We start from the raw sequence: 19,575 nt of genomic DNA, 5'->3' as shown, positions 1-19,575 counted from the left end.
ATGTTAGTTTATCAATACATCTGCTGGTTGTTTTTGTACAGCGTCATCGGCTGGGTCTACGAAACGATCCTATGCTCTGTAACAGAACGAAAATGGGTCAATCGGGGCTTTCTGAACGGGCCCTACTGTCCGATCTACGGATTCGGCGCTGTATTATGTGTCCTGCTTCTGGATAAAACCCACAACCCCATCGTGCTATTCTATCTTGGAATGGTAACTGCCTGCTCCTTGGAATATTTCACATCCTGGTTGATGGAAAAATTATTCATGGCCAGATGGTGGGATTACTCCTCCCACAAATATAATCTGAACGGCCGTATTAGCCTGGCCGGGGCTCTGGTTTTCGGAACATTCTCCGTACTGCTGGTTCGGTTTGCCCATCCGTGGGTCATTCACCAAACGGAGCTTCTATCGGATCAAGTGGTTATGATTTCGGCTTTGCTCATTACCTTTGTTTTCCTCGTGGACTGCACCGTAACCGTTTTAACGATTCTTGGCCTCAATAAGAAGCTTCAACTTGCAGATCTGAAAATACAAATCACTGAATTTAAGCTTCAGATAAGTGAAATCAAAGAAGTAATTTCAAGGCTAAGTCTTCAGGAAAAACGACTCTTAAGAGCTTTTCCAAAGCTGAAATCTGTAATCTATGATGATGCACTTCAGCTCATCAAGGAGGATCTCAGCGACAAGCTTCGCAAAACCAAAGAGCAGCTTAAAAAGTACCGTCAGAGTTAGGGGAACGCTAATTAACTCCGTGCGTATACTCCATTAAATCGGCATTTTCTTAGGGAATACACTATTTTAGTGAAAGCAGAGAGGAACTTCGATGAATCAACAAATGAAATCACAAATCAACATACTGGTAACCCTAGATTCTAATTATTTAAAGCCGCTGCGAGTGATGCTGAAATCCATGTTCTTAAATAATGCCGATGAGGTCTTTCAGATTTATGTATTACACACCAGTCTGAAGGAGGAGGAGATCACAGAGCTTGAATCGTTCGTATCCGCTCATCACAGCTGCCTGGTGGTCATCCGCGTAAGTGACGACTGGTTTCAGGATGCACCGGTACTGTTCCATTATACAAGGGAAATGTATTTTCGCCTGCTGGCGCATCAGCTTCTGCCTCAGGATTTGGATCGCATCCTCTATCTCGACCCTGATATCCTTGTGCTCAATTCCGTTCGAAAACTCTACAATACGAATATGGAAGGCTTTCTTTATGCCGCAGCCTTTCATGATAAAATATCCGTTCGTGAGATCAACCGAGTCCGTCTGCTTCCCTATGAAATAGAATCCTACTATAATTCAGGGGTTTTACTGATGAATTTGGCACAGCTGCGCAAGGAAGCCGATGAAAGGGAAATATTCCGCTTCGTCGAAGAGAACCGGGCGAAGCTCGTTATGCCGGATCAGGACATTCTCAACGCATTATATGCAAAACAGATCAAAAGCTTGGATGAACTGTATTATAATTATGATGCACGTTACTATATTTACTACAAGCTCACAACGAATGGCAGCTTTGATATGGATCGGGTGATCAACGAAACCGTATTTCTTCATTTCTGCGGAAAAAAGAAACCATGGAGCAAGAAATATTCAGGTGTTTTTCACGCCCTCTATAAGCATTACGAAAGGCAGATGCTGCTGCCAATGCAACCGCACCTATGGCCCTCAGAATGATTTCAGAGGGTCTTTTTTATTTCTTCCATTTTGTATTTTCTTGTCGATTTTTATCCATATATCTCCGCTTCATCTATTTGAAACACAATTCTCGCTGCAGTATACTAAACTTAACCTGTATATACAGACCATGATTTTCTTTGAAAGGAGGCGGGTTTATTTCAGCAGTTTTCACGAATTTTGATCATTCCATAAGGAGGGATTTAGGTTATGAACAGCAAACTGATTGAAGCCATGGCAGAACTTGATGAAGATACAGTTTTAGATGAGGTCCAAAAAATGATCAGCAGCAATACAGCGCCGCTGGACATCGTAGCAGATTTGCAGGAAGGTATGAGTATCATAGGGAAAAGATTCGAAAAGGAAGAGTATTATCTGTCAGAGCTCATTATGTCAGCAGAAATCTTCGAGCAGGCATCTGCCTTGCTGGGAGAAAACGCAGATTCAGGTTCTTCAAAGTTCGGAAGCTTTGTTCTTGGAACCATCTACGACGATATTCATGATATCGGCAAAAACATTGTGGGCACGATTATGCGAAGTAACGGATTTGACGTCATCGATCTGGGAGTTGATGTATCCACCGAAAAATACATCGCCGCAATCAAAGAGCGTAAGCCAAAAGTCATCGGCATATCGTGCCTTTTGACTACCTGTTTTGATAATGTCAGACAATGTATCAGGGAAATCGAAGACGCCGGCCTTCGGCAGGATGTAAAAATCATCTTTGGCGGAGGGCCTGTGGATGAAGCTGCCGGACGGTACGTCAATGCAGATATCGTATGTAAAAATGCACAGCAAACAGTAGATTACTGTAAAAAAATCATGGGGGTAAACTGAAATGAAGACGAATCAGGAATTGCTCCAGGAAAGAACAGAACGTTTTAAGAAAACATTGGCGTTGGAGAAAACGGACAGGACTCCGATTATTCTCATGATTGATGGATTCTGTGCCATACATACAGGGGTAAAATTATCCGAATTCTGCTCCAGTGTCAAACGATCCAGCGAGGTCATGCTTGATTCCGTCAAACAGCTTGGCGACGTTGACGGAGTTACCAGTGCCTTTGCTGTCGGTCCAATCTTCCCAATGATCTTTATGGCAAAAGTTAAGGTACCTGGCCGGGAACTGCCGGATAACATGCTCTGGCAGCTTGACGAAGCGGAAATGATGACCACGGAAGATTACGATACTATCATCAATAAAGGCTGGAGCAGCTTTATGCCCAGCTACCTAAAAAACAGGCTTGGTTTCGATTTTGAAGGAGCCTTGGAACAACTCGCCTATGCGCCTCAGGCGATTCAGAACTTCAACGATGAAGGCTATCTTGTATATTCTCCTCTGGTTACAATAACCGTAAACGAATACCTGAGCGGCGGACGGTCCATGTCAAAATTTATGCGGGATCTATTTAAAATGCCAGACAAAGTAGAAGCCGCTCTGGAGGTGATACAGAAAGAGAATTTGGAGCAATTGAGGCAACAGATACGCGCCATCAAACCCCAAGTGGTATTTGTCTCCCCTGCTCGCGGTGCCAGTGAATTTTACTCACCAAAGCTCTGGGAACGTTTCGTATGGAAATATATCAAGGAAACCGCCGATATGATCATCGAAGAAGGGGTTGTCTGCGATATCCACTGCGACGGAAACTGGGAAAGAGATTTGGACTATTTCAAAGCGTTCCCAAAAGGGAAAGCCGTGTTTGAATGCGACGGCGCAACAGATATTTATAAAATCAAGGAAAAGCTGGGCGACAGGCTTTGTATAAAAGGAGATGTTCCCGCTGGTCTAATGGTCCTTGGAACACCGGATGAGGTTTACGACTTCTGCACCAAGAGGATTCAGGATATGGGCCAGGGTTATATTTTGTCCAATGGCTGTACGCTGCCTGCCAATGCAAAACTGGAAAATGTAAAGGCTATGATTGCAGCTGCAACAGGAAAATAGGATAGAGGAGCGCTGATGAATTCTGTTTTAATTGCCTGCAGTACGATTTCCTCTGAGATAGAGTGTCTGATCCGAGAATCGGCATGTCCATATCCGGTGCTATGGATTCCGTCAGGGCTCCACAATTCACCTGAGCTGCTTCGAAAGCGCCTGCAGGAGGAGTTGGATCACCTGTCCAACATAGAACGGGTACTGATGGCATTTGGCTATTGCGGCAATGCCTTGGTTGGGCTCATCCCGCCTTCTTTTGAGATGATCTTCCCCAGAACGGACGACTGTATTTCTCTCCTGCTGGGTTCATCTTTGATCCGTAAGGAAATCTCCCAGTCGGCAGGCACATATTTTTTAACGAAGGGCTGGCTGGAGAATGAAAAGACCATATGGCATGAATATCAGCAGTCCATCAGTCGTTACGGAAAGGAACGCACAGATCGGATGTTCCGCCAGCTGTTAAAGCACTATGAACGTTTGGGAATCATAGAGACCAGGGCGTACTCACTGGAAGGCGTTTTGGAATCGTCTCAGGAAATTGGCAAAACCCTTCAGCTTAGAATTGAGGTGATACCAGGAACCCTTGATTATTTGAAAAAGCTCCTGACAGGCCCATGGGATGACGATTTTATTGTGATTCGTCCCGGTACAGCGGTTACATTATCGCATATTTATGGAGATTAAAATAAGCATATTATCACATATTTATGGAGATTAACATGAACATTATTATCTTCGGTGGTTTTTTGGGCGCCGGGAAAACCAGTTTGATCCTTTCCCTGGCTTCTTTCCTGATCCAGGAAAACCAGCAGCAAGCCCATCAGAATGGCCGGCAGGAAACTGATCTGAGTGAACATCAGGAAGCCCAAACCCCTTATCTTGTCATCATAGAAAATGAAATTGGTGAGACTGGGATTGATGACAAAATTCTAAGAGCCGGCGGCTATGAGGTACGGGAGTTATTTGCCGGGTGCGTATGCTGCACTCTGGCGGCAGATCTTACCGTGATGCTGAATGAAATCGCAGGTACGCTCAACCCCCAGTGGGTGATCATAGAATGTACCGGTTTGGCTTATCCCAGAAATATCGCTGATTCGATCAATCGACATGTGAAACGCTCTGACCGGATACGAATCATCACCGTCGTTGATGCAGAACGCTGGGAAGAATTGGCAGAGGTAGCCCCTATCCTTGTTGAAAAGCAGGTTTATGAAGCCGATGTTGTACTGATCAACAAGATCGATCTGACTGATGATGAAGCGATAAGTCTGGTGGAAGATAGAATCCGTTCCATTAACGCCAGTGCAAAGAAAATTAAGCTGTCAGGGGGCGGAATGATTCCAGGCAGTGTATGGAAAGAAGTAACGGAAGCAAATGGATCATCAGAAGAGGTGACAGAAAAATGAATCAAGTGAATCATCTGAATCATACCATCCATGATCATGGTGACCTGATTGGAGCAGCTGAAGAAATCCCTGCAGTCTTTTCACAAACCCTATTATTGCAGTTTGAGAGGGACATGACAGAAAATGCAATTAGTGCACTTTTGTCAGATTGGCTGATATCGATAAGGCATTGGGCTCTCTTGCACCATCATTATATCGGTCATATCAAGATTTTCGCAGAATTCGAAGAAGGATTTCAACTATGGCTTTCTGCCACAGGCAAGGAGATCAGCGTAAAAAATCCTGCCAGATGCTTAGCAAATCCTGTCCGCAGCGGTACTGCGGCAGTAACCGCCATCGTCTTTGGGACGGATGAGGAATCTCTGAGAGCTGCGGTTTTAAGTAGATGGGAGGATACCTTGACATTGCAATCCGGAAAGGCGGGAATTTAATTGGACATTAAGGACACGGATCTTGTGCAGCTTGCGCTCTCATCCAATGCAAGCTATGCAGCCATAGCCGACACATCTGGCATCACCTTCCACGAGGAATTCCGAAAGGCCTGTGAGAAAAATGTGTGCGGAATGTATAACACAAACTGGATGGGACCTCCAGCCATCGGCCCTATCAGTCAGCTTAAGGAAATTGTAGAAGCATTCAGCCAAGGTCTGCTTTTCCAAACAGTTCATCATCTTTCCAGCTCTTTTGATTGGAACGGAATGAAGAAGGGCCAGGAAATCCACGATAAAGTTTTTCGTGACATCCTGAGAACAATAAAAGAAGAATATGATTTTGACAAGATCCTTCCCCTAAATGCTGGCTGCTGCAAATTATGTCCCCGATGTGCCTATCTGGACGAGGAACCATGCCGCCATCCCGATCAAGCAGTTTCCTCTGTTGAGGGTTATGGAATTGACGTTATGGCACTGGAAAAAAGCTGTGGGATACCATATTATAACGGTAAAAATACCGTTTCATATGTGGGCTTGATTCTACTAAAAAAAGAATAATACAAAAAAACGGACTGCCCATATCATATCATGGCCAGCCCGTTTTTTATAAAGTCACACCGATTGAAATCAATGTGTTAACCAAATACATCCCAGAACATCGGTTTTTGATTCAGAAATTCTTTGAAGGTCTCAAGAAGATCAGGGGTTTCATCGATAAAGTACGGCCGTGCAATGTTGCCGTCTTCATCCCAGTCGCAGCCGTCCCACCAGATCGCTACTTTGATATTCTCATACTTTCCGATGTGATTGAACATGTTTCTAATCCACTTGTTTTTGTCACCGCCTACGCTGCTGGATGCAAACTCGGTAATCATCATCGGCTGCTTGAACAGTCTGTCATACTCAGCATATAGAGAATCATACAGATCATCAAATTCAATCCAGTCCTCTCCCGGATAGTAGGTGCCCGTATTATATGCCGTCAAGCCCACAATATCTACATATTCATCCCCTGGATAATACATCAATGCATCGTTCCATTTGAAATCAGGGAATGATTTTCCGTTTGGATTCCAAACCCAGATTACATTGTCTGCGCCTGCCTCTTCGAAGATATTATAGATATACTTGTAGAATTCTTTGAAGATCATCGTATCCTTCGCGGTATGATAACTGGAATAAGGACACCAGTCCCCATTCATCTCATTGCCCAGTCGGAACATAACAGGATGATCAAAGTCGCTTACCTTTTTCGCATAGTCCTTCAGAAACTCATCATATTCTCCGTCCAGCACGTCATATACCATGTTTCCCGAATCGCTTGACGGTGTCTGAAGCGTCAGCTCAAGGGTTTTATTATTTTCATATGCCGCCTTTAGTCTCGCATCCAGATTGGGGTGTTGTGTTTTGTTTTCAAAGCTGGAATAATTCAGCAAAATAGGAAATTCATACTCCATCGCTGATTCCAAATATTTCATCTGAGTGAAGTCCCCCGGAGCGTCTGGTTCAAAAATCCCCCATTGCAGTGTGCTTGCCGGGCCGAAATATTGATAATAAAAGTCCTCCGTCTCCTGGTTCCATCCTCTTTCCTCCGGAACCACCGCCTGTGACTGGCGTATGTAAGACGACTTTGTTGGGGCAAACAACTCAAAATCATCCAGCAGATATTGATAGCCACCCTCTAGATAGAAAGGCTTGTCTGACTTTACTAAAACCGTATATACTTCCCGGGAACCATTTAAAATCTCCATGGAAACGTAATAATTCTTATCGTTTTTTACTCTGCTCAGCTTATCTCTCGACCATTGGAGAATATGAACCGTTTTCCCGTTGATCCTTGTCTGAACATCGTACTCGCTGGTATGGTCGGTTCTATTGTTAATAAACCGATTCGAATAATTGATATAAGCCTGCTGGCTGATATTATACGGCAGTGATTCCTTATAGATTTCAATGCGTTTGCTGTCATTTTCAAGTACTGCAACAACACCGGAATAATCCATATCCACCTTCATGCCCTGATCGACACGAAGAGAATATCCGTCAACATAGTTCGTAAACAAGCTGTAACTTCCGTCTTCATTCAAGCTATACAAATCCTTTGTCACGGATTCTGCGCCGTAAACCGGCGAAGACATACCCAACATCAGACTAAGACACAACCCTAAACATACTAATTTTCCTATCATACCGTTTCTCACAATTCACTTCCTCTCTTCTCTTTTGTCTCTCTTATGTTTCTCATTTGTTTCTCTTTTGTTTCTCTTTTGTCTCTCTTATGTTTCTCTTTCGTTCTCTTTTGTTTCACTTCTATATCACCTTTTCCCGAATGTTTTTCATTGGAAAAGCAGTTAATTTTCAATCCCGACTCTAGCGTCGACACCTGCATTGTAATAATGCTTGATTTCTTTCATCTCTGTGACCAAATCAGCTCGATCGATGATCTCTTGGGGAGCGTATCTTCCTGTCAAAATTACTTCTGTTTTTTCCGGTTTCAAATCCAATACCTCGAGAACATCTTCCACTGAAATAAGCTTGAAATACAATGCGGTATTAACTTCATCAAACACAACAAGGTCATATTCTCCGGAGGTAACAATCTCTCTCATTCTTTCAAGGCCTGCCTCTGCATCGGTCACATCCTTCTCTGTGGGTTTTCCGTTGACGAAGAATGCGCCTCCAAACTGCTCCATTGTCAGGCCGGGAAGGCAGTGAATCGCTTTTTTCTCACTGTAGTCCTGACCCTTCATAAACTGACCAAAGAAAATTTTATTTCCTGCACAGGCTGCTCTCAGCGTAATTCCCAGTGCAGCGGTGGTCTTTCCCTTACCGTTTCCGGTATACACCTGAATGTAACCCTTCTCTAGCATTTCATTTCTCTCCTTTTGATTCAATCACTAATTGGTAATATATACTTAAAGCCTTTGATATCGTTTTATGATCTCTTCAGCAACTTTAATACCATCTACAGCTGCAGACATGATTCCGCCTGCATATCCTGCTCCTTCTCCCGCAGGATAAAGACCTTGGATACTTCCGGTCAGCATTTCATCTCTATTGATCCGCACCGGGGATGAACTTCTTGTCTCCACCCCTGTCATGATCCCATCCTCGCGATCAAAGCCCTTGAGCTTTCTTCCAAGCTGAGGAATCGCTTCCCGCATGGCTTCCACCGCAAAGTCCGGCAGGCAGTTTCTCAATTCAGTCCAGTGTACGCCTGGTCGATAGGTAGGGTCAAGATCGGCTGAAACAGACGATTTCAGCACTGCTGAAGCTCCTGCATTCTTCTCCGCTGCTGATGATTCCGCTGCCTTCAGGTCGTCACTGAAGTCACCAGCCATGAAAGCTCCTACCGTCTGCGCAGGAGCATGATAGTTCGCTCCTCCTGCCTGATATGCCAGTTTCTCGTATTTCTCCTGAAAATCGATTCCTGACAAAGGGTGATCATCGGAAAAATCCTCCGTTCTAACATCCACAAGCAGTGCGCTGTTAGCGAGTGCTGACCCCCGATCATGGTAGCTCATGCCGTTGGTCACAACATGACCTGCTTGGGAAGCCGCACCGATGACATAGCCTCCAGGGCACATACAAAAGGTATATACGCCCCTCCCGTTTTTGCATCGATAAGAAAGCTTATAATCTGCAGCTCCCAGTTCGCTGCTTTCGCGGCTGCTGCCATACTGAGATTCGTTGATCATGCTCTGAGGATGTTCAATACGAACACCGATGGAAAACGGCTTCTGACTCATTTCCACACCGCTTTCATACAGGTTTCTGAAGGTGTCCCTCGCACTGTGCCCCACGGCTAGAATGAGGTTTTCTGTCTCTATGGTTGTTCCACCGTTGATTTGAACAGCTTTGATCCTTTTTTCATTTCCGCCGTTGTTGTTATTGCCATTGTTTCCAATGCTGCCAGTGGTTGTGCCATTGTCGCTGTTTCCAATGATTGCGCCATTGTCGTTGTTGCCAGTGGTTGCACCTTTATTCCCGTTTTCTGAAACCTCAAGCCCTGTAAGGCGGCTCTGAAATAAGATCTCTCCGCCGTATTCCAGAATTGTCCTGCGAATGGAAAGTACCACTCTTCTCAAAACATCCGTACCGATATGGGGCTTTTGTTTATACAATAACTCCGGAGGGCCTCCCGCCAAAATAAACTCTTCCAGTACCTTTCTGACTCTCGGATCTTTAATCTGAGTCGTCAGCTTTCCGTCAGAAAAAAGACCTGCTCCGCCTTCTCCAAACTGGACGTTGGATTCCTCATCGAGGATTCCCTCCTTCCAGAAACGCTCTACATCTTTCACACGTTCCTCAATGGACTTTCCCCTCTCCACTATAATGGGGCGGTACCCGGCCTGTGCAAGAATCAGCCCTGCAAACATGCCGCAAGGACCAAATCCAGCAATAACCGGCCTGTTCTTCAGAGGCTCGCTGCCTTGCTGCACCGGTTGATAATTCATATCAGGCGCTGGTTCCAGCTTTGCGTTTTTACATTGACTGAGCAGACGGATCTCCGTCTCACCAGCCGTTTTATCCGCCAGTGACGGGATAAAGTCTACCGAGTAAACCAGCTTGATATCGGCCTTATTTCTTGCATCCACCGACTCTTTGATCAAGCGGTACTCTTGAATTTGCAGACCCTTTACGCCAAGTTTCTTGACGATACGTTCAGGAATCACTGCCTGACTCTCTCCAAGACTCTTCTTTATTTCATGTATTCTTAACATCACATATCTCCAAGTGCTTCCGCTGCGGCTCTCCCAGCAGCTTTTCCCGAAGACCAGGCCCACTGCAGATTGTAGCCTCCGCAGATTCCATCCCAGTCCAGAAGTTCGCCGGCAAAGTACAGCTTGGGCACCAACTTTGATTCCATAGTATTCAAATCCACTTCAGAAAGGTCAATGCCTCCTGAAGTCACCTGTGCTTCCTTCCAGCCTTTCGTGCCGGAAATAGGGATTACCCATCCCTTTAGTAGTTCAGCGATTTTAGAACGCTCCTCTATTGTCATCGTATGAATCTTCCGGGTCTCATCCAGAGAAAGTTCTCCCAGTAGCACTGGTGTCAATTTTTTGTGAACCATGCCCAAAAAAAATTCCGCCATGGGTTTCGAAGCCAGAGAGCTCACTCTCTTTTCCAGCATCCGCAGCAGCGACGCCAAGTCATATTCTGGAAACAAATCCAGTCTGACTGCATCACCTTTCTGATAATATTTACTTAAATTAAAGATACAGATTCCGGACAAACCATCCTCTGTAAACTGAATTTCTCCGTTTTCCATCGCAATAACACTGCCATCCCTCAGGAGTTCTGCCTGGCTTTTTGTTCTGACTCCCTTTAGAAGCCGGAAACAAGCTTTTTCCGATACAAGCTGTACCAGTGACGGCATCGTCCTCACGATCGTATGTCCAAAATGCTTTGCGATTCTAAATCCGTCGCCTGTGGACCCGTACTGGGGCCCCGCTTTCCCGCCTGTGGCAAGAATCACTGCATCGGTATCAAACTTATTTTTCTCGGTGGTAATCACAAAGCCTGTCTTCTGCGTTTCAACAACTTGGATGACTTCTTTACAGATCACCTCAACATGAAGGTCTCTGAGTGCATGGATCAAAACATCGCAAACAGCTGAAGCCTGCTCAGAATAAGGATACACTCTGCCTTCCCCTTCCGATCTGGTCAGTAACCCAATTTCTGAAAAGAACTCCAAGGTGTCTGCTGCATCTTTACAATTAAGGTTTGTAAGATTGCAGCGCCCGTTACCCGTTGCGAGCAGTTTTCGGCCCAGAATTTCATTCTTTTCCAGCAGTCTGACTGCATTGCCCTCTCTGCGGGCAGCAGTAACAGCGGCCATCATTCCTGAAGGGCCGCCTCCGATTACCGTTATGTTTTTTCTGCCAGTTATATTCTGTTTCATGTTGTTCCTCGAATCTCCAATATTTCCTAGCCGTTACACTCAGGTCATACATCTAATATAATACCATTGAATGCACCCCTGTGTCCACACCCAGCTTCTGTCCGACTACGAAAACACCACTCTCAATTGCTCTCAATTGGTTCTGAGCTGCATAACTTGACACATTGCATTATAGAATAGAATATGGTAGACTTTGATCTGTTACACCACTTATATCACGAATCCAGGAGTTCCCAGTGTTTAGACTGTTAAAAAATATCATACGATTTGTATTTCTGCTGATCATTCTTGCGGTCAGTGTGTTTTGTTATGCAAGATATATTGAACCAAATATGTTAAGAGAGGTAGATGTCACCGTTTCCTCATCCTCACTTCCCGTCGAGGCGAACGGTCTTAAGATCGCAGTATTCGGGGATACCCAATTCGGTGATTATTATAATATGGAAGATTTTCAGCGAATCCTTGACGCTTTAGAGGATGAAGAGCCGGATATGATTGTTTTTACAGGCGATCTCATCGATTACTACGATATCTATACAGGAGACGTTTCATTGATATCAGAAAAGTTTGCAGAAATGAAGGCACCTTACGGCAAATTTGCCATCTTTGGAAATCACGACTATGGCGGCGGAGCTGAAAACGAATATAAAGCAATCATGGAGGCAGGCGGCTTCACTGTACTGAAAAACGAATATCAGGCTATTGATGAAAAAAAGGTGGCAATCATCGGCATTGATGATGTTCTCATTGGTTATGGTGACCCTACCATTGCCAGCTGGGGCAGACCAGATTACTATAATATCATCCTCGCCCATGAGGGAGACCTTGTAGATGAAGTTTTGGATTATAATTCAGACCTCATGATTGCCGGCCATACTCACGGAAGGCAAATCAATCTTAAATTTTTTGATGACTACATCCTGCCGCCTTACGGAAAGAAATACATCCATGGATTATTTCAGTTTGAAAACCAGCGAAAGACTCAGCTCTATGTCAATGCCGGCGTCGGTATGTCAACATTGCCCTATCGCTTCTTATCCCCCCCGGAGCTGACCCTGATCACCCTTGAACTCCCGTCTGCTGCAGAGTAATTTCATAACCTCGAATTCCAAAGACTGCACAATCGCAGTCTTTTTTGTTTTCTAAATCGTTTCAATATTCCGAATAGTAAAGCTTTCCGCCGCCTCTTGACAATATCTCCTTGCAGGTCTAATCTAGTATTATTGTAGGTTTTTTTTGCATAATTTTAGGGCTGTACTTTGTCAAAGGAGGATACCAATGGACGATATAACACCGGAGCACTTATTATACGGTTCCATCTTCTTATACCTGGCTGCCGCGTTTGCAGCCATTCTCTTTTCCAGGAGTCATAAGCTTTGTACCTTATGGTCTCAGGGACTGTGCATCGCAGGCGCTGCTGCAGGCATCGCATCGTCAGCGTCACTGCTGTTTTCCGGTCAGGAGAGCATCACAATTTCACCGTTTGAGCCATCGATTCCTTATTTATCCATCAGCATGACTTTGGATCATCTATCAGCTCTTTTTCTGCTGATTCTGTCGGTTCTGACTATCTGCGTATCGATTTATTCCTTCGGGTATTTATCCCATTATCACGGAAAGCGAAATATTGGCTTGTTCCAATTCCTATATGCGTCTTTTATCCTGTCTATGGTGATGGTGTTTACCGCAAACCAAGCGATTTTCTTTTTCATGGCGTGGGAAATCATGGCTGTGGTCTCTTATTTCCTCGTGGTATTTGAATCAGAAAAGGAAGAAACCCGCAAGGCTGGTCTCATCTATGTCGTCATGACCCATTTAGGCTCTGCCTTTCTCCTCATCGCAATTATGCTTATGTTTTACTATACAAACTCTTTTGCTATTAGCCCGGTCTCTCTGGAGCAAATTCCCGAAAGCGGAAGAAACGTCATGTTTCTGTTGTTTCTGATAGGCTTTGCTACCAAGGCCGGTATGTTACCGCTACATATCTGGCTTCCTTATGCGCATCCCGCCGCACCGGGAAACGTTTCTGCGCTGATGTCCGGTATTATGATTAAAACTGCTGTCTATGGACTGCTTCGATTCGTTTGCTTCTATTTAGGAGTCAACACACCCTGGTGGGGAATGGTTCTTCTCTTACTCGGTATCTTCTCTGCAGTATTCGGTGTCCTTTATGCGTATATCGAGCAGAATATAAAAAAACTGCTGGCTTACAGCAGCATTGAAAATATGGGAATTATTTTTATTGGGCTAGGTGTAGGTATGTTGGCGCTGTCATCCGGCAAGCAAACGGTAGCCGCTCTGGCATTTACCGCTTCTCTGCTCCATTGTTTGAATCATACGCTCTTTAAAGGAGGACTCTTCCTCGGTGTAGGCTCGGTTCATTTTGCAACCCATACCAAAAACATGGAGGAGCTGGGTGGTCTGATCAAGAGAATGCCTGTGACAGCAGTATTCTTCCTGGGCTGTGCCCTGTCCATCTCCGCCGTTGTTCCATTCAACGGCTTTATCGGAGAATGGCTTACATATCAGTCCATCTTTGCAAGTATTACATCTGGAAGTGCTGCTTTGAATATTTCCTTGATTCTATCAGCGGCAGCCCTTGCTCTGACCGGTGCACTGGCAGCGGCCTGCTTTATCAAGCTCTTTGGAATTTCATTTCTAGGTCTTCCAAGAAGTGAAAGGGCAGCGGCTGCAAAGGAAGTTCCTTTTAGTATGAGTCTTGGAACCGGTATTCTTGCTGCATTATGTCTTCTTGCAGGACTCTTCCCCCAGGCCATGATCGTGCTGATTGGCAAGGCGGTGGCTACTATTGCAAAGGCTTCAGCAGACCCGCTTCTTCAAGGAGGCTTTCTTGATCTTTACCGTCCTGTTGATTTTTCCGTCCTGATCCCGGAAGTCAGCTTTAGAGGCAGCATTGCGTCTGAGCCGTTTGGGATCTTGGTTACACCCCTTTTTGCAGTGATTACTATGGTGCTGCTCATCCTTGCAGCTCTCTTGATTTTAAGGCTCTTTGGCGGAACCTACCAGGAAAGAAAATATGGAACCTGGGACTGCGGTTTTAGGGAATTAAATCCTCGTATGCAGTACAGCGGAACTGCTTTTTCAAAGCCCATCAAGATTGTATTCAAGATCTTTTTCCGTTCCTCAAAGGATCTGAAGCGGAGCGGAGATGATTTTTATCATCCCAAGTCCATGGAATACACCATAATAACAGAGTCACCCTTTGAAAAATATTTCTACGTGCCTCTTCTTTCCTGGATTACAGGCTGGTCAAGAAGGCTGAAATTTATGATACAGACGGGCAGTGTTCACACCTATCTGCTTTACATTTTCGTAGCAGTACTGGTTCTCATGCTCTATAACAGAATGGTTTAGGAGGGGATTTCTATGTCAGATTTTACACCAGACTTGATCTCAAGTCTTATCTCAAACATCATACAGTTTATCCTGCTCCTGCTCCTTGCGCCCCTTACTGGAGGCATCATTAAAAAGGTGAAGGCGCTGTCACAAAAGCGCAAAGGTGCTCCGGTGCTTCAGATGTACTTTGACCTTTGGAAGTTGATTCGTAAAGAATCCGTGGTCTCGGATACTGCTTCCTGGATTTTTAAAGCAACACCGTACATTGTTTTTGCCACATCAGCGACAGCAGCTCTGCTAGTTCCTGTAACCACCCTGCTGCCATCAGCAGTTTCCGGCGATATCCTCATGCTGATCTATTTGCTGGCCCTCGGCAGATTTTTCATGTGCTTATCTGCACTTGATACCGGAAGCACCTTTGGCGGAATGGGCGCGAGCCGTGAGTCAATGATTTCTGCATTGATCGAACCTTCGATGCTCGTATCGGTCTTTACGGTGGGATTGATCTCAGGCTCCACAGCCATCGACGAAATGATGACTGCCATGAGAGCGATTGGAAATCCGCTGCTTCATCCGGTCTATATTCTTTGCTTTTTCGCCATGATCATTATCATACTGGCAGAAACCTCCAGAATTCCGGTGGATGATCCTTCCACTCACTTAGAGCTCACCATGGTTCATGAGGCCATGCTCCTTGAGTATTCCGGCCGTCATCTGGCGCTGATGGAATACGGTGCGGCCATCAAGCAGTTAATTTTCCTGACACTGCTAGTGAATCTTTTTCTCCCCACGGATCAGCTTGCTGCTCTTATAGGAATTTCGGGAGCCAGCGGTGCGGTCGGGGCTTTTGGAATTGCAGGCGGATCTGTCAGTATTGTGGCTGAAACTGCTGCCGGCGCGGTATCAGCAGCGGCTGTTATCGCTGCCATGGCTCTCTATATTTTGAAAATCATCCTTGCGTCTCTCGTGATCGCGGTCACGGAAATCAGCACGGTAAAATTTCGTTTTTTCAGCATACCCAATCTTGCGGCACTTTCCTTTATTCTAGCATTTTTGGGCTTCCTGCAATATTTTGTACTGGGGAGGTAGTTCATGATGGATTCTTATTTTGATATATTATCGGCGCTTATCCTCTTGTCGTCCTTTTTGTTGGTTTCTCACAAGAGGATTAAGTCCTACATCAAAACCTTCCGCATTCAATCAGCACTCATCGCCCTTACCGCCGGGATCATGGGGATAGACAGTCTGATTCGCGAAGGCAGCTTCGATATTCTGATCGTATGTGTGATCATCGTGCTGCTCAAGGTAATCTACATTCCCCGTCTGCTGCATCGCACCTACGGAACCGTGGAATATAAGGTAGAAAAGGACTTTTATTTGAATATCCCTCTGCTGATTCTGATCTGCTGCGGACTGGTGGTCTTTGCGTACTTCTCCGTGTCCAACATCGGAAGCTTAGACGGGGCTCACCTGAACCTCCAGGTGGTCAACTCCTTCTCCGTGGTTCTGATCGGCTTCTTCTTTATGATCAGCCGTAAGAAGGCCATTGGTCAAATGATTGGTTTTCTTGTCATTGAAAACGGAATCTTCGTCACCGCCTTTTTTTCCACTCACGGAATGCCCTTTGTCGTGGATATCGGCATCTTCATCGACATGATTACTGCAATTCTCATCATGGGTGTTATGGTGACCAGAATGAATGAGAAATTTGAATCAATCAACCTCGATAAGCTCAAAAACCTGAAAGGATAGATATTATGGGATTGTTCTTATGGCTTACGCCTCTCATGGCTGCATTGCTGTCTATTATTATTAAAAAGACTAAGCTCCTCCACACGGTCAGCATCCTCAGCGCCGCTGCCCTCCTGTTTCTGGCAGGGTACGCGACAGTTGCTGTAACGTCCAGCGGTACACTGCGATACCCTTGGTTTTGGAACTTATTTTATATCGATGCGCTCAGTGTGATCCTGCTGGATATCGTGGCTGTGATTAGCCTTTTCGTTTCAATCCACGCCATTGGCTATCTAAACGGAGAATTACGGGAAGGGACTCTTCGTGAAAGCAAGGTTCGTCTTTTCTACCTGCTGATGCACACCTTCCTTTTCACCATGGTTCTTGCTCTGACGGTAAATAACCTGGGCATTCTGTGGATTGCAATTGAGGGAACGACGCTGGCCTCAACCTTCCTAGTGGGCTTTCACAATGACAAGCACACTCTGGAAGCCGCTTGGAAGTATGTGATTATCTGCTCTGTAGGCATCGCTGTAGCGCTTGTGGGGATTATATTCCTGCACCTCTCTTCGGTGGAGCTCATCGATCCCAACCGTGCGCTGCAATGGAACGTCCTTTATCAAAATGCAGAACATTTAAACAGCCCAGTTCTCAGACTCTCCTTCCTCTTTATCCTGATTGGATTTGGAACGAAAGCAGGACTGGCTCCCATGCACACCTGGCTGCCCGACGCGCATAGCCAGGCACCATCACCCATCAGCGCCCTGCTTTCCGGTGTTCTTCTCAACAGTGCTCTTTATTCGGTGATTCGGGTGCTGTCTATTGTCAATAAAAATTTGGGCGACAGTCATTTTACCGGCAGGATCATGATTGGCTTTGGCGTCCTTTCCATTGCTGCTGCTGCGCTGTTTATCCTTACGCAGCGTGATTACAAACGGCTTTTGGCTTACTCGAGTATCGAGCATATGGGTGTGATTACCCTGGCTATGGGAATCTTTACTCCCATGTCCATTTTCGCCGGACTATACCACATGATCAATCATTCCCTTACAAAATCCATGCTGTTTTTAGCATCGGGAAATATCCTGCAGAAATACGGAACACGAAATATCACCGGGGTTCGGGGTCTTGTAAAAGTACTGCCCGTCTCCGGCACCGCCTTTTTTCTGGGACTATTCGCCATATCCGGCGCTCCGCCCTTCAGTATCTTTGCCAGTGAGATCAGTGTGTTTCTCTCCGCCTTCGCAGAGGGACGCCCTTTGCTGGGGAGCGTCGTCATACTGCTGCTGGCCGCAGTTTTTGCAGGAATCGCCGCTGCACTCTTCCACATCTTTTTCGGAGATGCCCCGGATTCCTGTACGCCCGGTGAGACGAATCTTGCCGGAGCCATTGTTCTGATCCTGATGCTGATTCTAATTTCAGTATCAGGGCTGTATCTTCCCGCTCCTGTAAAAGAACTGCTCACCTCGGCCCAAGAGATTATCTCCTGGAACGGAACATTATGAGGTTTATGATGAACAAACAAGAAAGCAATTCCATGAACAATAAACAGAACGAGCTTTTTGCCCGGTTTCCCGAACTTTCAATGTCTGAAATTCATGGCAACACCCTCTATCTGGAATCGAACGCCTCTTCCTATCATACGATCTGCAAGGATCTGAACGGGCAATTGGCCTTTCCTCTGGTATCTATGTTTGCTTCGGACGATCGAGAAAGAACTGGCAGTTTCACCATTCATACGGTATTTGCCAATCGTCAGTCCGGCATATTAATCAGCGTGGCTCTGCCGGTTGATCCATCAACCAGTGCTTTTCCATCCTTATGTGAGCTGATCCCTGCTGCGGCATTGTACGAACGTGAAATCCATGATCTCTTCGGACTTCGCCCGATGGGTCATCCCAATCCGAAGCGGCTCGTGTTCCATGGCAACTGGCCGAAAAACCAATATCCGCTGCGCAAGGAATTTCCTGTAAATCAGCGACCGGACTTTGCTGATGAGAAAATTGAATTCACCAGAATTGACGGAGAGGGCGTCTATGAGATACCGGTAGGCCCTGTTCATGCAGGAATCATCGAGCCGGGGCATTTCCGCTTCAGTCTGGCCGGCGAACCCATTCTCAACCTGGAAGCGCAGCTTTATTTCGTCCACAAGGGGATCGAAAAGCTCATCGAGGGGAAAACCATCGAACAGGGTTTCTATTTCTCCGAGAGGATCTCTGGAGATGAAACCTTCACCAATTCCCTGGCCTACTGTCAAGCGATTGAAAAAATCGCAGGGCTTCAGGTTCCGGTGAGAGCTTCCTTTACCAGAGTCCTGTTTGCCGAACTGGAACGAATCACCAGTCATCTGGGCGACCTAGCGGGTATCTGCCAGGATGTGGCGTACGGTTTTGCCTCCTATCAGTTTAAAATGCTTCGAGGCTGGTGCTACCGAATTGCCGATGAGCTGTGCGGGATGCGCTTTCTAAGAAGCGTGAATACACCCGGCGGAATTCGGAAGGATTTTATTCAAGGCAAGGAAGAAACCCTCACAAAGCTTCTGGCCGAGCTTAAGAAGGAGCTGACGGAAACGGAGGCAATCGTGATGCATAACAGCCTGTTTGTCGACCGGATCGAGAATACGGGCATCCTGAAACATAAGATTGCCGTGGATCTCAATGCCACAGGACCTGGCGGAAGAGCTTCCGGCGTTGACTTTGATGTGAGAAAGGCCTTTCCCTACGAAGCTTACGCATCACTCACCTTTGAGGTTCCTGTTCAAAGTGACGGGGATGTGAGCAGCAGAATGAAAGTCAAGCTGGCAGAATGCTTCCAGTCGATTTCACTGATGCAGCAGGTATTGGAGCAGATTCCACAGGGCATCGTCAGAGAGGAAATCGGAATTTTAGAACCTTACCGCAGCGCCTACAGTCTGACAGAATCTCCTCGCGGCGAAAACATCCATTATATCATGACTGGGGAAAACAATACCATCCTGCGGTACAAGGTAAGGACACCGTCCTTCTGCAGCTGGCCTGCCCTTTGCCATGCAGTTTCCGGCAATATTGTGCCTGACTTTCCGTTGATCAATAAGAGCTTCAACCTGTCCTATGCGGGAAACGATCTATAGTTACGATTCA

17 protein-coding genes and 1 pseudogene are annotated in these 19,575 nt (G+C 45.8%); 14 read left to right on the top strand and 4 right to left on the bottom strand.

Translation table 11 applies throughout. From position 1 onward, the window contains the following. The 8 genes from FRZ06_02810 (at window position 1) to FRZ06_02775 (ending at window position 6,018) form a co-directional block, all read left to right on the top strand. Window positions 1-735 carry a putative ABC transporter permease gene (locus FRZ06_02810; protein QOX62363.1) on the top strand — a complete coding sequence of 245 codons (735 nt, stop codon included), beginning with the start codon at window positions 1-3 and terminating at the stop codon, window positions 733-735. Window positions 736-838: 103 nt separating this feature from the next. Further along, window positions 839-1,687, top strand: coding sequence for a glycosyltransferase family 8 protein (locus tag FRZ06_02805; GenBank protein ID QOX65806.1), 849 nt, complete (start codon window positions 839-841; stop codon window positions 1,685-1,687). A 210-nt stretch (window positions 1,688-1,897) separates the two neighbouring features. Then, on the top strand, window positions 1,898-2,524 hold the full coding sequence (locus FRZ06_02800; GenBank protein ID QOX62362.1) for a cobalamin-binding protein: 627 nt from the start codon (window positions 1,898-1,900) through the stop codon (window positions 2,522-2,524). Window position 2,525: 1 nt separating this feature from the next. After that, window positions 2,526-3,632 carry a uroporphyrinogen-III decarboxylase gene (locus FRZ06_02795; protein ID QOX62361.1) on the top strand — a complete coding sequence of 369 codons (1,107 nt, stop codon included), beginning with the start codon at window positions 2,526-2,528 and terminating at the stop codon, window positions 3,630-3,632. Between the two features lie 15 nt (window positions 3,633-3,647). Continuing rightward, window positions 3,648-4,307: a DUF1638 domain-containing protein gene (locus FRZ06_02790; GenBank protein QOX62360.1), complete on the top strand. Its 660-nt coding sequence runs from the start codon at window positions 3,648-3,650 to the stop codon at window positions 4,305-4,307. Window positions 4,308-4,342: 35 nt separating this feature from the next. Further along, window positions 4,343-5,029: a GTP-binding protein gene (locus FRZ06_02785; GenBank protein ID QOX62359.1), complete on the top strand. Its 687-nt coding sequence runs from the start codon at window positions 4,343-4,345 to the stop codon at window positions 5,027-5,029. Beyond that, window positions 5,026-5,460, top strand: a complete 435-nt coding sequence (locus FRZ06_02780) for a hypothetical protein (protein ID QOX62358.1) — start codon at window positions 5,026-5,028, stop codon at window positions 5,458-5,460. The genes FRZ06_02785 and FRZ06_02780 overlap by 4 nt, the downstream gene beginning before the upstream one ends. Beyond that, the gene (locus tag FRZ06_02775; protein QOX62357.1) at window positions 5,461-6,018 is read left to right on the top strand and encodes a DUF2284 domain-containing protein; all 558 of its coding nucleotides are present in this window, start codon (window positions 5,461-5,463) and stop codon (window positions 6,016-6,018) included. A gap of 77 nt (window positions 6,019-6,095) precedes the next feature. On the opposite strand, the gene FRZ06_02770 is transcribed toward FRZ06_02775, so the two are convergent. The 4 genes and pseudogenes from FRZ06_02770 to FRZ06_02755 all read right to left on the bottom strand — a co-directional run bounded on the left by FRZ06_02770 (window position 6,096) and on the right by FRZ06_02755 (window position 11,368). Further along, window positions 6,096-7,661 carry an endoglucanase gene (locus FRZ06_02770; GenBank protein QOX62356.1) on the bottom strand — a complete coding sequence of 522 codons (1,566 nt, stop codon included), beginning with the start codon at window positions 7,659-7,661 and terminating at the stop codon, window positions 6,096-6,098. A 150-nt stretch (window positions 7,662-7,811) separates the two neighbouring features. Then, a complete protein-coding gene (gene cobO, locus FRZ06_02765) occupies window positions 7,812-8,330 on the bottom strand; it encodes a cob(I)yrinic acid a,c-diamide adenosyltransferase (protein ID QOX62355.1) in 519 nt (172 codons plus the stop codon). Between the two features lie 45 nt (window positions 8,331-8,375). Then, window positions 8,376-8,654: pseudogene (locus tag FRZ06_02760) on the bottom strand (hypothetical protein). 1,529 nt (window positions 8,655-10,183) lie between these two features. Beyond that, window positions 10,184-11,368 (bottom strand): NAD(P)/FAD-dependent oxidoreductase, encoded by a 1,185-nt coding sequence (locus FRZ06_02755; protein QOX62354.1) that lies wholly within the window; start codon window positions 11,366-11,368, stop codon window positions 10,184-10,186. A gap of 236 nt (window positions 11,369-11,604) precedes the next feature. Here FRZ06_02755 and FRZ06_02750 point away from each other — a divergent pair, with 236 nt between their 5' ends. The 6 genes from FRZ06_02750 to FRZ06_02725 all read left to right on the top strand — a co-directional run bounded on the left by FRZ06_02750 (window position 11,605) and on the right by FRZ06_02725 (window position 19,565). Next, on the top strand, window positions 11,605-12,459 hold the full coding sequence (locus FRZ06_02750; GenBank protein ID QOX62353.1) for a metallophosphoesterase: 855 nt from the start codon (window positions 11,605-11,607) through the stop codon (window positions 12,457-12,459). Between the two features lie 187 nt (window positions 12,460-12,646). Further along, complete coding sequence (locus FRZ06_02745) at window positions 12,647-14,743, top strand: formate hydrogenlyase (protein QOX62352.1); 2,097 nt, start codon at window positions 12,647-12,649, stop codon at window positions 14,741-14,743. 12 nt (window positions 14,744-14,755) lie between these two features. After that, a complete protein-coding gene (locus FRZ06_02740) occupies window positions 14,756-15,814 on the top strand; it encodes a formate hydrogenlyase (protein ID QOX62351.1) in 1,059 nt (352 codons plus the stop codon). Between the two features lie 3 nt (window positions 15,815-15,817). After that, on the top strand, window positions 15,818-16,477 hold the full coding sequence (locus FRZ06_02735; GenBank protein QOX62350.1) for a hydrogenase: 660 nt from the start codon (window positions 15,818-15,820) through the stop codon (window positions 16,475-16,477). 5 nt (window positions 16,478-16,482) lie between these two features. Next, the gene (locus FRZ06_02730; GenBank protein QOX62349.1) at window positions 16,483-17,961 is read left to right on the top strand and encodes a hydrogenase 4 subunit F; all 1,479 of its coding nucleotides are present in this window, start codon (window positions 16,483-16,485) and stop codon (window positions 17,959-17,961) included. Then, on the top strand, window positions 17,958-19,565 hold the full coding sequence (locus FRZ06_02725; GenBank protein ID QOX62348.1) for a pyridine nucleotide-disulfide oxidoreductase: 1,608 nt from the start codon (window positions 17,958-17,960) through the stop codon (window positions 19,563-19,565). The genes FRZ06_02730 and FRZ06_02725 overlap by 4 nt, the downstream gene beginning before the upstream one ends. Window positions 19,566-19,575: the final 10 nt, after the last annotated feature.

This window comes from Clostridiales bacterium (assembly GCA_015243575.1).
Taxonomy (GTDB): domain Bacteria; phylum Bacillota; class Clostridia; order Peptostreptococcales; family Anaerovoracaceae; genus Anoxybacterium; species Anoxybacterium hadale.
The sequence above is the reverse complement of the archived record's forward strand: the minus strand, read 5'-3'. Positions and strand labels throughout refer to the sequence as shown.

Excerpts from the sequence above, each read along its gene's own strand:
- FRZ06_02810 (QOX62363.1), top strand. The coding sequence starts at position 1 with ATGTTAGTTTATCAATACATCTGCTGGTTGTTTTTGTACAGCGTCATC.
- FRZ06_02805 (QOX65806.1), top strand. The coding sequence starts at position 839 with ATGAAATCACAAATCAACATACTGGTAACCCTAGATTCTAATTATTTA.
- FRZ06_02800 (QOX62362.1), top strand. The coding sequence starts at position 1,898 with ATGAACAGCAAACTGATTGAAGCCATGGCAGAACTTGATGAAGATACA.
- FRZ06_02795 (QOX62361.1), top strand. The coding sequence starts at position 2,526 with ATGAAGACGAATCAGGAATTGCTCCAGGAAAGAACAGAACGTTTTAAG.
- FRZ06_02790 (QOX62360.1), top strand. The coding sequence starts at position 3,648 with ATGAATTCTGTTTTAATTGCCTGCAGTACGATTTCCTCTGAGATAGAG.
- FRZ06_02785 (QOX62359.1), top strand. The coding sequence starts at position 4,343 with ATGAACATTATTATCTTCGGTGGTTTTTTGGGCGCCGGGAAAACCAGT.
- FRZ06_02780 (QOX62358.1), top strand. The coding sequence starts at position 5,026 with ATGAATCAAGTGAATCATCTGAATCATACCATCCATGATCATGGTGAC.
- cobO (QOX62355.1), bottom strand. The coding sequence starts at position 8,330 with ATGCTAGAGAAGGGTTACATTCAGGTGTATACCGGAAACGGTAAGGGA.
- FRZ06_02755 (QOX62354.1), bottom strand. The coding sequence starts at position 11,368 with ATGAAACAGAATATAACTGGCAGAAAAAACATAACGGTAATCGGAGGC.
- FRZ06_02745 (QOX62352.1), top strand. The coding sequence starts at position 12,647 with ATGGACGATATAACACCGGAGCACTTATTATACGGTTCCATCTTCTTA.
- FRZ06_02740 (QOX62351.1), top strand. The coding sequence starts at position 14,756 with ATGTCAGATTTTACACCAGACTTGATCTCAAGTCTTATCTCAAACATC.
- FRZ06_02735 (QOX62350.1), top strand. The coding sequence starts at position 15,818 with ATGATGGATTCTTATTTTGATATATTATCGGCGCTTATCCTCTTGTCG.
- FRZ06_02730 (QOX62349.1), top strand. The coding sequence starts at position 16,483 with ATGGGATTGTTCTTATGGCTTACGCCTCTCATGGCTGCATTGCTGTCT.
- FRZ06_02725 (QOX62348.1), top strand. The coding sequence starts at position 17,958 with ATGAGGTTTATGATGAACAAACAAGAAAGCAATTCCATGAACAATAAA.